This is a genomic window from Luteibacter sp. TLI7-4A (assembly GCF_056754745.1).
In genome coordinates this window covers 695,969-708,724 of record NZ_JBPGWO010000001.1, presented here as the reverse complement: position 1 = coordinate 708,724, position 12,756 = coordinate 695,969, and the positions used below count along the sequence as shown (strand labels likewise).

Sequence of the window (12,756 nt, the reverse complement as noted above, 5' to 3'; positions counted from 1 at the left end):
CGACACTACAGTGAGAACGACCATCGCTGTCCTTCCAGGTGCGGACGTGAACACCATCGATCCAAACGATCCCTATGCGCGGACGGCGCAGATCTTTCCACGCCTCGACGAGTCCATGATCGACACGGCGCGTCAGTACGGCGTCGAGCAGGATTTCCAGGCGGATACGCTTCTGTACGCGCGTGGCGAGCGCGCAGTGTGCTTCTTCGTTGTCGTGGCGGGTACCGTCGAAGTGTTCGATCTCGACGCCTCCGGCCAGCCCGTCGTCTTCGCGACCCATACCCATGGGCAATTCACCGGCGAACTGGATCTCCTGAACCAGCGGGAAGTCCTGGTCTATGCGCGAGCCGGTGCCGGAACGCGCGTCATCAAGATCGAGCGCGACGCCCTGAAGCGCATGCTGGCGGCCGAGCCGGACATTGCCGAAATCGTCATGCGCGCACTGATCCTGCGCCGTGTCGGGTTGATCCAGAACGGTACCGGCGGTGTACTCATCGTGGGCGGTGCACATGAAGCCGCGACGCTCGCCCTGCAGCGCTTCCTCACTCGCAACGGCTATCCGCATCGCCTGATCGATACCTCCGATGCCGGCGCCGAAGACCAGGTGCTCGAAGGCATGGGAACCACGGCTGAGCAACTGCCGGTGGTGATCTTCCCCGATCAGAGCGCTCTCAGCCGGCCCTCCACCGCCGAACTGGCCGATCGTCTCGGCCTGACCGAGGCATTCGACGGCGCGCTGGTCTACGACGTGGTGGTGGTGGGCGCCGGTCCGTCGGGACTCGCCGCCGCCGTCTATGCGGCTTCCGAAGGCCTGAACACCATCGTCATCGAGGGCCTTGCCCCGGGTGGCCAGGCCGGCACGTCGTCACGTATCGAAAACTACCTGGGCTTCCCTACCGGCATCTCGGGACAGGCACTGGCGGGACGCGCCCACATCCAGGCGCAGAAATTCGGGGCGCGGCTCGCCATCTCTCGTTTCGTCCGTTCCCTCGAATGCGACGAGCATCCGTATCGCCTGAAGCTGGAGGGCGGCGAAGAGGTGCGCACACATGCCATCGTCGTGGCCACGGGGGCACGCTACCGCAAGCTTTCCGCCGTGGACTACGAACGATTCGAGGGCAGTGGCGTGCACTATGCCGCGACGCCGATGGAGGGGAAGTTGTGCCAGGGACAGGAGGTGATCGTCGTGGGCGGCGGCAACTCGGCGGGACAAGCGGCCGTCTTCCTCTCGCGCACGGCGTCGATGGTCCACCTACTCGTCCGTGCGGACGGCCTGGCGGCGACGATGTCCAACTACCTGATCGAACGGATCGCGCATTCCGCGCGAATCACCCTGCACGTCCGCAGCGAGATCGTCCGTTTCGAGGGCGACGAGCACCTCGAATCGGTGGCGTGCCGTCGCCGTGACACCGGCGAAGTCGTCGTTCATCCGGTCGGCAACGTGTTCGTGATGATCGGTGCCGATCCCAATACCGACTGGCTCGGTGATTGCGTGGGCATCGACGCGAAGGGCTTCGTGGAAACCGGCCGGGCCTGCGCCGGCGTACCCGCGGCCTCGCCCTATGCCACCAGCCGCCCCGGCATATTCGCCGTGGGCGACGTGCGCTCAGGATCGGTGAAACGCGTCGCATCCGGCGTCGGAGAGGGATCGGCCGTGATCCAGGCGGTGCACGAATACCTCGCGTCGATCCGCCACGACTCCTTGCCCACCGCCATACCCACCTCCCCTGCCGCCATGGCCTGAGCCATCGGCTGCAGCAACACTTTCTTCTGGAGACACCCATGTTCGTCATCCGCCACGCCTCCGAACGCGGCCACGCCAACCACGGCTGGCTCGATTCGCATCACAGCTTTTCGTTCGCCGACTACCATGACGAAGACCACGTCCACTTCGGTCCGCTGCGCGTCATCAACGAGGATCGCGTCGCCGCCGGAGCCGGTTTCGGCACACACTCCCATCGCGACATGGAAATCATCAGCTACGTCCTCGAAGGAGAACTGGCGCACAAGGATTCGATGGGCAATGCCGTCGTGATCCGGCCTGGCGAAGTACAGCGCATGAGCGCCGGCCATGGCGTGACCCATTCGGAGGAAAACAACGCGGTCACCGAAACGCATTTCCTGCAGATATGGATCATCCCCAACCAGCTGAACCTGGCGCCCGGCTATGAGCAGAAGTTCTTTCCGGATGCGGAAAAGCGCGGCAAGTTGCGCCTGGTCGCGAGCCAGTCCGGCGAACACGGATCGGTGACGGTTCACCAGGATGTCCGGATCTACGCGGGACTCTTCGGCCCCGACGAAACCGCGCATCACACGATCGATTTCGAGCGTCTTGTGTACGTGCATGTGGTCCGTGGCAGCGTGCATGTGAATGGCCATCCGCTGTCCGCGGGCGACGCTGCCAAGATCACCGGCGAGGAGCGCGTCGTGCTCTCCGATGGCGTGGACGGCGAGGTGCTGCTGTTCGACATGGGCGAGTTGCAGCCGCCTCGCTAAGTCACATCGCGCCGATCTGGCGCATGAAGGCGAGGTTGTCTTCGAGGTGCCAGTTGTCGGTGATCCGACCGCCACCGACACGCAGGATATCGGTGGCGATGAAGTCGATCGGCTGCCCTTCGCCCTTCCGCCCCATGAACTCACCGCTGAAGTGACCGGTAAAGCGAAGATGGCTGACCACCCGGTCGCCGACCACCAGGCGCTGTACCACGGCCACCTTCAAGTCGGGAACCGCGGCGAGGAACGCCTTCGAAGCGACCATGGGACCGGTCGGGCCCTGCGGCCTGCCGGGTGGCAACGTGTGGTCGACGAACGAAGGCGACAGCGCCTTGGAAAGTAGCTGCGCGCTACCGTTGTTCCAGAAGCCGTAGAACGCATCCACGGGAGCCAGCAAGGCGTCCACGGACGTGGATGAAAGGCTCTTGTCGACGATCAGCTCCTGGGGTTTCGCGATGGCGACCGCCGCGCGGTCGTCCACCTGCGCGGCGAAACAGGACGGGGCCGCAAGCGCCAGGGCAATGGCAAAAAGAGTACGCATGAATGGTCCTTCGTTCGAATCTCAGGGGGCTGCTCGACGCCCGGGGACCTTGCCGCCGGGGGCATGCCAACAACATAATCATTTCCTGAAAGACATGTAATTGCGCGACAACCTGAGTCAGTCTCAACTGTGAGGCAACATGCTCGACGATCTCAACGAACTTCGAACGTTGCAGCAGGTAATGGCATCGGGTTCGCTTACAGCCGCCGCGAACGCCATGGGCGTCAGCCTCGCCGTGGTGAGCAAGCGGCTCGCCACGCTGGAGCGGCGCACCGGGGTGCGCCTCGTCAACCGGACGACGCGCCGCCTCTCTCCGACGGAAGAAGGTGCGCGCCTGATGGTCGAGATAGATCGCGCCCTGGAAGCGATCCGCCAGGGCGAAGAACTGTTGGCGACCGGTCGCGACGAACCGGTTGGGACATTACGAGTATCCGCTCCGGTATCGTTCGGGCGCAGGCACGTGGTGCCCATCCTGGGGGAACTCACGCGCCGCTATCCGCAGCTCGCCATATCGCTGTCCCTCGACGACAAAGTAGTGGATGTCGTGGGTGGCGCGATGGACGTGGCCATCCGCATCGGCGGCGGACTCGTGGACAGCAGCGCCGCCATGCGCAGGATCGCCGACAACTCGCGTGTCCTCGTCGCCGCGCCCGCCTATCTCAATCGCCACGGACGCCCTTCGACGCCGTCGGATCTGCGCAACCACGACCTGCTGCGTTACGGCGATTCCGTCGCGCCGTGGCGCCTGCACGGCCCCGATGGCACGACGGAATCGATCCCGGCACCGGCCCGCATGCGTGTCGACAATGGCGATGCCTTGCACGACTGGTGTGTCGCCGGGCTCGGCATCATGTTGAAGTCGATCGTCGACGTCAGCCACGACCTTGCGTCGGGACGGTTGGAACGCGTGCTACCCGATTGGACTGGTGGCGACCTGCCCATCGTCGCGCTGTTCCCCGATCGGACGAACATGCCGCGAAAGGCGCGTGTATTCCTGGATGCGATGGTGAATACGTTCCAGGGCGACCTTCGGAAGTAACCGAGGCTGTGAACCCTCACCGTCGAGATTTGCCGGCAAGGTCCGGCTCTTCACGGTGGCAAGCAAGACATGGCACGTAGCGACGCGGTCGCGTTTCCCGTTCAGGCATCCAGGTGCGGCTGCATCAACGCTTCGAACCACTTCTGGAAAACCGCCAGCCGACGCGACCGCTGCCGTCGATGCGGGTACAGCAATGACACCGGCATCGGAGCCGCACGATAGCCTTGCATCACCTCGACCAGGTCGCCCGAATCCAACAGGTGCTGGACGTCGAAGCGCGGAACCTGGATGAGTCCAAGGCCGGCGAGGCAGCAGGCGATATAGCTTTCCGCATTGTTCACGACGACCCTGCTGGATATGTCGGCCAGCTGCTCGCTACCGTCGTCGGACAGGTACTCCCACGGTAATGCCCTGCCCGTCTTAGGCGACGCATAACCTACGGCCGAATGTCCGTGCTGGAGGTCGCCAGGCTGGGCCGGTTCGCCGTGCTCACGCAGGTAGGCCGGGCTCGCGCAGTTGACCAGGGCGATATGGCCCAGCGGACGAATGACGAGGCTGCTGTCATGCGGCGCGCCGATGCGTACCGCGCAGTCCACCCCTTCCTGCACGAGATCGATGACTCGGTCGGTCGAGCCCAGGACCAGTTGAAGCCGGGGATGGCGGCGCAACAAACCAGGCAATGCCGGGGCGATCAGGCGGCGGGCGATGCGACTCGGTGCATCGACGACGAGTCGTCCCGACACCTGCCGCCGACTGGCCTGGAACAACTGATCGATGTCTTCGACTTCGGCCAGCAACGGCCGCACGCGGTCCAGTAACTGTTCCCCATCGGCCGTCAGCCGCACCTGCCGCGTCGTCCGATGCAGCAAGCGCACGCCCAACTGGGCCTCCAACTGCTGGATGGCCGCGGACACCGACGCCCGCGGCACATCGAGGGCATGCGCCGCCTTGATGAAGCTGCCCATCTCCGCCACCTGGGCGAACACGCGGTACTGATCGAATCTGTCCATGCACCTGACCTGTCGAATACCCGTGCCCGACCCCGAAGTCAGCCCGCGAGCGAGGTCCCCGTGCAGCCGCCTTCACGCATGGCGAAACCACCACAAACCCCAGGCGAATAGTACTGGAACACCGAACAGGGCAAGGTGGATTGGCAGCTCCTCAGACAAGCTGTAGCCGTGGGCCAGGCCGATGCGCAGGTTCCACGCCGAGACGGCAAGCCATATCAAGGTGAACAGGCTGGCGGCCAAGGTGCGGTGCGATGCGGACATCAGCCGCACGAACAACGCAGCCAGCACCAGACCAATGGCGATGACAATCACTGTGCGCACGGTTTCCTCACTTGGTGGTATAGCCACCATTGATGAGAATAGTCTGGCCGGTGATCCACCATCCATCGCTGACCAAGTGGCGAATGAAGGGGACGACGTCCTCGATGTCCGTGAGGCCGGTCTTGCTGAACGGGGAAAGTGCCGCGGCCGTCTTGTGATACGCCACCGCGTCGGCACCTTCGGCCGGATAGAAGAACGGCGTATCCATCGGACCCGGGCCGACCGCGGTCACCGAGATGCCACGCGCGCCGAACTCCTTGGAAGCCGCGCGGGTGTAATGCTCCACGGGCGCCTTGGTTCCGGCATAGGCGGCATAGAACGGGGTGAATGCGCCCAGCAGCGAGGTCACCAGCGTGCAGACCTTGCCGTTGTCGTTGACGTGCTTGCCGGCTTCCTTGAGGAAAAAGAAGGCGGTCTTGGAATTGACCGCCGTCATCTCGTCGTACTCGGATTCACTGATCTCGGTGAACGGCTTTTTCAGCACCTTGCCCACCGTGTTGATGGCGATATCCGGCCGACCGACCGCGGCGATGGTGTCGGTGAAGAGCTTCTCGACAGCGGCGGCCGTCGTCAGGTCACCCTGCAAGGCCACGGCTTGCGCTCCGCTGGCCTGTATCGCCTTTACGGTCGCATCGGCGTCGGCCTTGGAAGCCGCGCTGTTGTAGTGGATCGCGACGGCCTTGGCCCCTTGTCCGGCCAGGTCGCGGGCGATCAGGCCGCCGAGGTTCTTGGCGCCTCCGGCGATGAGAACGACCTTGCCTTTGATGGAATGGTCTGCCATGGGAAATCTCCTTCATGAGCCGATGGAGGTTCGAGCTTAGGCCCCTTCATCCCGCCGATAAACGACCCACGGCTGGATGAATCATCCAGGAAAACCACCCAATCGGATGCTCATGAAGGACACGGCGCAGGAGACTCCCTCAGGCAGGAAGCCTCCCGTCATACTCCTCCTTCAACCGTAACCACCCATCCCAGAACGGCCCGGTCTGGGTACCTTCCATGCGCGCCGCCAACACGTCGAGGTGCATATGCCAGCCTGCGCTGACGTTCAGTCGCATCGTACGGTCGAGCACGCGGCTGTGGATCAGCGTCAGCAGGACCTGGTCACCTCTGGGCTCCAGTTCGAAGCTGACGCCACCCGTGCCTCCCCAGGTGATCGCCAGCTTGCGTGGCGGATCGACCTCCGTGATGGAACCCTCCATGCGGTGCTCGCTGGAAAATCCAGGTGGCCGCTGTCCGGGCGGATTCGTCAGTTCGTCGTTGCGCCAGACGAACTCGAAGGTCGATCCCACCTTCATTTCCATCTCGCCGCTCGCCAGCCACTGGCGACGCAGGTCTCCCTCGGTCAGGTAGGCCCAGACCCGCTCTATCGGTCCTGGCAGGACGCGTTGGATCTTCAACGTGGTGGGTTCGATCAGCGTGCCATAGGTATCGGGGGTGGCCAGGTCGTTCATGACTTGTCTCCTTTGGAGGTCGGGGGCTCGTGGGCGTCGGCTTGGCGCAGGAGCCTGTCGAGCACGCCCAGACGGTCGGTCCAGAAGCGCTCGTAGAAGGCCAGCCACTCGCTCACGCTGGCCAGGGGGCCAGGGTCGAGTCGGCAGATATGGACACGTCCGCGTACCTCGCGGCGGATCAGGCCCGCGTTTTCCAGCACCTTGATGTGCTTGGAGGCGGCCGCGAGCGACATCGCGAAGGGTTCGGCGAGCTGGCCCACGGTCCGCTCGCCAGCGGCAAGCTCACGCAGCATGTGCCGCCGCGTGCGATCGCCGAGGGCGTGGAAAACCGGGTCCAGTTGCGGGGCGTCTAATTCAACCATAAGGTTGAATGTACGCGTGGACCGCTCATTAGTCAACCACTTGGTTGAATTATTTTCAGGCGTCGTGCACGGGATGCGGTGCCGGCCGGTGCAGCATCCGCGAGACCAGCGCGACGACGGCGAGGCCTCCACCTAGCACGCATACGCCCAGCCATCCTGCCCGCCGCCACGCCTCGGCGGCGACGAAGGAACCCGCGGCACCACCGAGGAACATCGTCGTCATGAAAAGCGTATTGAGCCGGCTCTTGAACTCCGGGTGCAGGCCGTAGATGAGGTGCTGGTGCGAGACCAGCGCGATCTGCACGCCGAAGTCGAGCAGGATCACGCCGACGATGAGTCCGGCAAGGCTCGTCCACAGAGCGAAGACGGCCCAGGCGACCACGGTCGCCGCCGCGCCCATGGCGATCACCAGCCAGGGACCGCGACGGTCGGCGATGCGTCCCGCGACCGGCGCCATCGCGACACCCACCGCGCCGACGATGCCGAACAGACCCGCGGTCGCCGCGCCGAGATGCAGGGGTGGTTGTTCCAGGCGCAGCGCCAGGACGGTCCAGAACGCCGAGAACGATGCGAAGATCACGGCCTGGGTGAGCGCCGCACGGCGCAGCAACGGTTCGGCGCGCCACAGCCCCACCAGCGAGCCCAGAAGTTCGCGGTAGGGCACGCGGCGCGCGGGCCGATGCTCGGGCAGGCGCGTCGCCATCAGCACCGCGCCGATCAAGGCCACGGGAACGGCCAGCCAGAACATCGCCCGCCATCCAGCCATGCTGGAGACGAAGCCGGCGATCGTACGACTCAGCAAGATGCCGGTGAGCAAGCCGCTCATCACCGTGCCGACCGCGGCACCCCGTTTCTCCGGTGCGGAAAGGATCGTGGCGAAGGGCACGATCTGCTGCGCCACCGTCGCGGCCGCGCCCACGACCACCGAGGCCACCGCCAGCATGGCGAGCCCCGGGGCCATGGCAGCGAGTACCAGCGCAAGCGACAGCACGATGAACTGCACGGCGATGAGCCGGCGCCGTTCCAGCGCGTCGCCCAGCGGCAGGAGGAACAGAAGGCCCGCGGCGTAGCCCAGCTGGGTCAGCATCGGGATCCACCGCTCCACCGCGCCGTCGTGCAGATCCCTCGACATGATGCCGAGCATCGGCTGGTTGTAATAGATGTTGGCGACCGCCAGTCCCGCCGCCAACGCCATCGCATACAAGGTGGCGCGGGGAAGGCTTGCCGGCTCGGCGATGGATGGTGGCATGAGGGATTCCTGGCGATGGGGTTATGTGGAACACATGATCGTAGTGTCCGACAGGAAGGCCACGTGCGCTTGTGCAATTGGTCCCTCCTTGCACGCGCCGCGCCAGCCATCGTCTATGCTGGGCCGATGTCCACGGCATGCGCGGAGCAATGACTTGAAGACGATCGGCCTCATCGGCGGCATGAGCTGGGAATCCACCCTACCCTACTACCGGACCATCAACGAAACGATCAGGGACGCGTTGGGAGGCCTGCATTCCGCGCGGCTCCTGCTCCATAGCGTGGACTTCCATGACATCGAACGCCTCCAGCACGCCGGTGACTGGAACGGTGCCGGCGAAGCCATGGCGACGGCGGCGCGTTCGCTGGAAGCCGGCGGCGCGGACTTCCTCGTGCTGTGCACGAACACGATGCACCGGGTGGCGGACGCGATCGAGCGCGCCACCCCGTTGCCCTTGCTACACATCGCCGACGCCACCGCCGATGCCCTCTCCGATCACGCGATCCGCCGCGTGGGCCTTCTCGGCACGCGCTTCACCATGGAGCAAGCGTTCTATAGCGACCGCCTGTCCGCTCGGGGGTTCGACGTGGTCGTGCCGGACGACGCCGACCGCGACGACGTGCACCGGATCATCTACGACGAACTGTGCCAGGGCATCATCCGCGACGAGTCCCGCGACCGTTACCGGCAGGTGATGTCCCGGCTGGTGGACGACGGCGCCGAGGCGATCATCCTCGGTTGCACCGAGGTCGCCCTGCTGGTGGAGGGCGACGATGCCAGCGTGCCGCTGTTCGATACCGCCGCCATCCATGCGCGAGCCGCGGCACGCCACGCGCTCGGCTGAGCGGCCTCAACGCGTCGCGAGCCGGTCGAGCCGGAGCCGGCCCCGGTTATCGGTCAATCGCGCCGCCGCGAGGTATACCGCCACCATCGACGCGAGACAGCTGCCGCCAGCGAGCAGGAACATCAGCAGGATCTGGTATTTCACCGCCTCCATCGGATCGAGACCGGCGAGGATCTGGCCGGTCATGATGCCGGGCAGCGTCACGACACCGGCGGCGCTCATCTGGTTGACGATGGGAATCATGCTGCGGCGGATGGCGTCCCGGCCCAGTTCGGCCGTGGCGGCGCGGTAGGTATCGCCGAGCATCAGCCGCGCCTCGATCGCCGACGCTTGCACGCCGACGCCATCGAGCACGCCGCTGAAGGCGATGCTCGCCGAGTTGAGCACGTTGCCGAGGATGATGCCCGCCAATGGGATCGCGTACTGCGGTGAAAGCAGCGGGTGCGGACGAATGGCGGTCAGCAGCGCGAACAGGCACGTCAGCAAGGCCGGCGTGGCGACGCTGGCTAGACTGATGAGAAAGCCACCACGTCGAAGACGATGCACGGGCCGCGCCGCCGCTTCGCGCGCGGCCACCAGCACCATCGCGACGATCACCAGCAGGGTCAGCCATGCTTCGCCCACGGCGAATACGTAGCGGAGCACGAAACCCACCGCGACCAGCTGCACCACCATGCGCAACGCCGCCAGCAGCAACCCGCGATGCAGCCGCAGGCGGAAGACCAGCGAGAGCACCGCGTCGAGCAGGATCAGCGTCGACGCCATCGCGAGGTCGTAGGGATGCAACGAGATCACGTTCATGCCGGAGTGAGCCTTCCCTGGTTCATGGTGAACGTCCGGCCGGCCATGCGCCGGGCCTGCGTGGCGTCGTGCGTCACCATGACGATGCCGACGCCTTTCCCGCTGCACTCGACCAGAAAGGCTTCCACGGCCGCGGTCGCCGCGGGATCGAGCCCGCTGGTCGGCTCGTCGAGCAGGAGCACCTCGGGCCGCCTCACCCATGCCCTGACCAGGGCCAGGCGCTGCCGTTCGCCGGTGGATAGCACGCGGACCTCGCGTTTCATGATGTCCTGGGGAAGCAGGAGGCGCACGGCCATCGCCATCGCCGTATCCATCATCGAAGGCTCGAAATGCCCGTCCACCGTGGGAGCCCACCAACCCGCCTGCGCGGGTACCAGCATCACGCGTTGGCGCCAGTTCGGAGCCGCTATCGTCTCGCGTGGCTCCCCGGCGAGGACGACTCTTCCTTCGCCGGGGTCGAGATCCGCCAGCAAGCGCAGCAGCAGTGATTTTCCCGCACCGGACGCGCCCATGATCGCCACCCGTTCGCCCGTGGCAAGGGTGATGGACACCGGGCCGACGCCGAATCCGTTCAGTTCCTCGACAGAAAGTAATTGCGGTTGGGGCATCGCGGTGCGTCATGTTCCTGCGGATGAAGGTGTCGTGCCCAAGGCGCGACATGGTGGCGATGACCGCTTTCGCCAGCCAGTCGCGGCCATGTTGCCATGGTGTTACCAGCCGCTTAGCTCATGCTTTGGACCGGAATGCGCGCTGTAAGCACATCGTCATCAAACGGACAGCTGCATCTAAGCTGGCTTTGGCATCGTAGCGGGAACGCCCGGATCACGGGGCATGCACGAGACCCTTCATGTCGACGGTCGTTTCAGCCAAGCGAGTAGAACCGGTCGTGGCGCGCACACCGCTGCACGGTAGGGGCCACGCTTTCCGGCGAAGCGTCGTGGCATGGCTGCTGCGACACCTCCTGCCGGCACGGGACAACGTCGTGGGCCACGGGCAGCTGCCGCGCATCGGCATCCAGCGCATCCTGGTCTGCCGTCCGAATCACCGCCTTGGCAACACGGTGTTGCTCACATCCCTGATGGGCGAGATCGAACGCCACTTTCCGGGCGCGGAAGTCGACGTGCTCGGCTCCGGCGAGGCGACCCGCGGCATACTCGGCGGCTTCGCCACGATCGGTGAACTGTTCCTCATGGACCGTCGCGCGTTGCGGCGCCCGTTGGCCACCGTGCGGACGTTGCGCCGGCTCGCCAGCAAGCGCTACGACCTGGTCATAGACGCGGCTTCGGGATCGTCCTCCGGGCGTATCGCCGCCGGCATGGCGAAGGCGCGTTATCAGGTACGCGTCGAGGGAACCGGCGGCGACGCACCGGCACATTTCGCGGCACGGCCGGTGCATGCGCTTCGGCGGGCACTGGGTGAGGCAAGACTCGAACCCATCCCCACGCTCGACCTCCGGCTATCGGCGGCGGAACGCGAACGTGGCGCGGCCACGTTGGAACGCGTCCTGCAAGGCACGCCTGCCAACGGCGCTCCGACGCTGACGATCTTCCCGAACGCGACGGGCCGCAAGCGACTCGATGCCACGTGGTGGCAAGCCTTCGTCGATGAACTCGCCGGTCGTGCCGGGCCGTTCCGCATCGTCGAACTGGTGGCGGCCGATGGCCAATCGCGCACCGGCAATGCCTACCCGACCTATTTCACCAGCGATCCACGCAAGCTCGCCGCGTTCATCGATGCCGCCGACATCTACGTGAGCGCCGATTGCGGCGTGATGCACCTGGCGGCGGCGACCCGTGCCACCACGATCGGCATCTTCGGCGCCACCGATCCCGACCGCTATGCGCCCTTCGGCGGACGCAACATGGGTTTCCGCAGCGATGAAGGCTGTCCACTCGCCGCCGCGACACGCGTCGCCACCCACCTGCGTCAGAGTGGCGCCATGTAGCCGAAGCCACGCACGGTACGGATCGCGTCGGGCCCCACTTTCCTTCGCAAGCCATGCACGAGGACTTCGAGCGCGTTCGGGCCGACCTCCGCGTCGCAACCGTAGATCGATGTCTCGATCACCTCGCGGCGGACGATGCGTCCCGCCCGTTCCACCAGCATCTGCAACAGCGAGAACTCACGACGGGTGAGTTCGATTCGCCGCCCTCCGTAGGTGACTTCCAGGGAGCAAAGGTTCATCGACAGGTCTCCCAACTCGATAACGTTATCGGCGAACCCACGGGCACGGCGCGCAAGGCAGCGGACACGCGCCGTGAGTTCATCGAGGTCAAAGGGTTTGGTGAGGCAGTCGTCGGCACCGGCGTCGAGAATGGCGATGCGCCTTTCGACCACCTCGCATGCCGTCATGACCAGCAGCGGCGTACGAATGCCGAGGCGACGGACCTGACGCAGGATATCCAGACCATGGTCCCGTGCCATGTCGACGTCGAACAAGGCCAGGTCGACATGGCGCAGTCGAAGTGCTTCCAACAATTCCGCGCCGCACCGTAGCCACGTCACCGTATACGTCATCTGTCCGAGCACGCGCGCCATGGCGGCACCGAGCGCTGGATCACCTTCGACGACAATAATGTTTATGACAACCTCCACCTGCGTCCACGGGCGAATCCCGAGGCCGGATGATCGCAGGTTGGAGT

Annotated in this window: 15 protein-coding genes; 5 read left to right on the top strand and 10 right to left on the bottom strand. The window is 65.3% G+C overall.

Features of this window, described 5'->3' with window-relative positions; genetic code table 11:
• Positions 1-46: 46 nt before the first annotated feature.
• Together ACR9Y6_RS03155 and ACR9Y6_RS03150 are read left to right on the top strand one after the other, a co-directional pair.
• Entirely contained in the window at positions 47-1,744 is a 1,698-nt protein-coding gene (locus ACR9Y6_RS03155; protein ID WP_481279955.1) for an FAD-dependent oxidoreductase, read from the top strand.
• A gap of 38 nt (positions 1,745-1,782) precedes the next feature.
• A complete protein-coding gene (locus ACR9Y6_RS03150; RefSeq protein ID WP_481279954.1) occupies positions 1,783-2,496 on the top strand; it encodes a pirin family protein in 714 nt (237 codons plus the stop codon).
• Position 2,497: 1 nt separating this feature from the next.
• Here ACR9Y6_RS03150 and ACR9Y6_RS03145 read toward each other — a convergent pair whose 3' ends face one another.
• Complete coding sequence (locus ACR9Y6_RS03145; protein WP_481279953.1) at positions 2,498-3,034, bottom strand: ester cyclase; 537 nt, start codon at positions 3,032-3,034, stop codon at positions 2,498-2,500.
• A 139-nt stretch (positions 3,035-3,173) separates the two neighbouring features.
• Here ACR9Y6_RS03145 and ACR9Y6_RS03140 point away from each other — a divergent pair, with 139 nt between their 5' ends.
• The gene (locus ACR9Y6_RS03140; protein WP_481279952.1) at positions 3,174-4,073 is read left to right on the top strand and encodes a LysR family transcriptional regulator; all 900 of its coding nucleotides are present in this window, start codon (positions 3,174-3,176) and stop codon (positions 4,071-4,073) included.
• Positions 4,074-4,174: 101 nt separating this feature from the next.
• On the opposite strand, the gene ACR9Y6_RS03135 is transcribed toward ACR9Y6_RS03140, so the two are convergent.
• The 6 genes from ACR9Y6_RS03135 to ACR9Y6_RS03110 all read right to left on the bottom strand — a co-directional run bounded on the left by ACR9Y6_RS03135 (position 4,175) and on the right by ACR9Y6_RS03110 (position 8,469).
• Positions 4,175-5,083, bottom strand: coding sequence for a LysR family transcriptional regulator (locus tag ACR9Y6_RS03135; protein WP_481279951.1), 909 nt, complete (start codon positions 5,081-5,083; stop codon positions 4,175-4,177).
• 72 nt (positions 5,084-5,155) lie between these two features.
• A complete protein-coding gene (locus tag ACR9Y6_RS03130; RefSeq protein WP_481279950.1) occupies positions 5,156-5,404 on the bottom strand; it encodes a hypothetical protein in 249 nt (82 codons plus the stop codon).
• Positions 5,405-5,411: 7 nt separating this feature from the next.
• The gene (locus ACR9Y6_RS03125; protein WP_306850547.1) at positions 5,412-6,185 is read right to left on the bottom strand and encodes an SDR family oxidoreductase; all 774 of its coding nucleotides are present in this window, start codon (positions 6,183-6,185) and stop codon (positions 5,412-5,414) included.
• A 139-nt stretch (positions 6,186-6,324) separates the two neighbouring features.
• Positions 6,325-6,858: an SRPBCC family protein gene (locus ACR9Y6_RS03120; protein ID WP_481279949.1), complete on the bottom strand. Its 534-nt coding sequence runs from the start codon at positions 6,856-6,858 to the stop codon at positions 6,325-6,327.
• Positions 6,855-7,220, bottom strand: a complete 366-nt coding sequence (locus tag ACR9Y6_RS03115) for an ArsR/SmtB family transcription factor (RefSeq protein ID WP_481279948.1) — start codon at positions 7,218-7,220, stop codon at positions 6,855-6,857. The genes ACR9Y6_RS03120 and ACR9Y6_RS03115 overlap by 4 nt, the downstream gene beginning before the upstream one ends.
• 55 nt (positions 7,221-7,275) lie before the next feature.
• The gene (locus ACR9Y6_RS03110) at positions 7,276-8,469 is read right to left on the bottom strand and encodes an MFS transporter (protein WP_481279947.1); all 1,194 of its coding nucleotides are present in this window, start codon (positions 8,467-8,469) and stop codon (positions 7,276-7,278) included.
• Positions 8,470-8,584: 115 nt separating this feature from the next.
• On the opposite strand from ACR9Y6_RS03110, the gene ACR9Y6_RS03105 reads away from it, so the two are divergent.
• Positions 8,585-9,313 (top strand): aspartate/glutamate racemase family protein, encoded by a 729-nt coding sequence (locus ACR9Y6_RS03105; RefSeq protein WP_481279946.1) that lies wholly within the window; start codon positions 8,585-8,587, stop codon positions 9,311-9,313.
• Between the two features lie 6 nt (positions 9,314-9,319).
• On the opposite strand, the gene ACR9Y6_RS03100 is transcribed toward ACR9Y6_RS03105, so the two are convergent.
• Entirely contained in the window at positions 9,320-10,114 is a 795-nt protein-coding gene (locus ACR9Y6_RS03100) for an ABC transporter permease (protein ID WP_481279945.1), read from the bottom strand.
• On the bottom strand, positions 10,111-10,722 hold the full coding sequence (locus tag ACR9Y6_RS03095) for an ABC transporter ATP-binding protein (protein ID WP_481279944.1): 612 nt from the start codon (positions 10,720-10,722) through the stop codon (positions 10,111-10,113). Before ACR9Y6_RS03095 ends, ACR9Y6_RS03100 begins: the two co-directional genes overlap by 4 nt.
• Before the next feature lie 329 nt (positions 10,723-11,051).
• Here ACR9Y6_RS03095 and ACR9Y6_RS03090 point away from each other — a divergent pair, with 329 nt between their 5' ends.
• Entirely contained in the window at positions 11,052-12,059 is a 1,008-nt protein-coding gene (locus tag ACR9Y6_RS03090; protein WP_481279943.1) for a glycosyltransferase family 9 protein, read from the top strand.
• Here the strand turns inward: ACR9Y6_RS03090 and ACR9Y6_RS03085 are convergent.
• Positions 12,041-12,709 carry a response regulator gene (locus ACR9Y6_RS03085; protein WP_481279942.1) on the bottom strand — a complete coding sequence of 223 codons (669 nt, stop codon included), beginning with the start codon at positions 12,707-12,709 and terminating at the stop codon, positions 12,041-12,043. The genes ACR9Y6_RS03090 and ACR9Y6_RS03085 overlap by 19 nt on opposite strands.
• Between the last annotated feature and the right edge of the window lie 47 nt (positions 12,710-12,756).

Bases quoted from the DNA above. Each gene is read 5' to 3' on its own strand.
- ACR9Y6_RS03150 (WP_481279954.1), top strand. From the start codon at position 1,783: ATGTTCGTCATCCGCCACGCCTCCGAACGCGGCCACGCCAACCACGGC.
- ACR9Y6_RS03145 (WP_481279953.1), bottom strand. From the start codon at position 3,034: ATGCGTACTCTTTTTGCCATTGCCCTGGCGCTTGCGGCCCCGTCCTGT.
- ACR9Y6_RS03140 (WP_481279952.1), top strand. From the start codon at position 3,174: ATGCTCGACGATCTCAACGAACTTCGAACGTTGCAGCAGGTAATGGCA.
- ACR9Y6_RS03135 (WP_481279951.1), bottom strand. From the start codon at position 5,083: ATGGACAGATTCGATCAGTACCGCGTGTTCGCCCAGGTGGCGGAGATG.
- ACR9Y6_RS03125 (WP_306850547.1), bottom strand. From the start codon at position 6,185: ATGGCAGACCATTCCATCAAAGGCAAGGTCGTTCTCATCGCCGGAGGC.
- ACR9Y6_RS03120 (WP_481279949.1), bottom strand. From the start codon at position 6,858: ATGAACGACCTGGCCACCCCCGATACCTATGGCACGCTGATCGAACCC.
- ACR9Y6_RS03115 (WP_481279948.1), bottom strand. From the start codon at position 7,220: ATGGTTGAATTAGACGCCCCGCAACTGGACCCGGTTTTCCACGCCCTC.
- ACR9Y6_RS03110 (WP_481279947.1), bottom strand. From the start codon at position 8,469: ATGCCACCATCCATCGCCGAGCCGGCAAGCCTTCCCCGCGCCACCTTG.
- ACR9Y6_RS03105 (WP_481279946.1), top strand. From the start codon at position 8,585: ATGCTGGGCCGATGTCCACGGCATGCGCGGAGCAATGACTTGAAGACG.
- ACR9Y6_RS03100 (WP_481279945.1), bottom strand. From the start codon at position 10,114: ATGAACGTGATCTCGTTGCATCCCTACGACCTCGCGATGGCGTCGACG.
- ACR9Y6_RS03095 (WP_481279944.1), bottom strand. From the start codon at position 10,722: ATGCCCCAACCGCAATTACTTTCTGTCGAGGAACTGAACGGATTCGGC.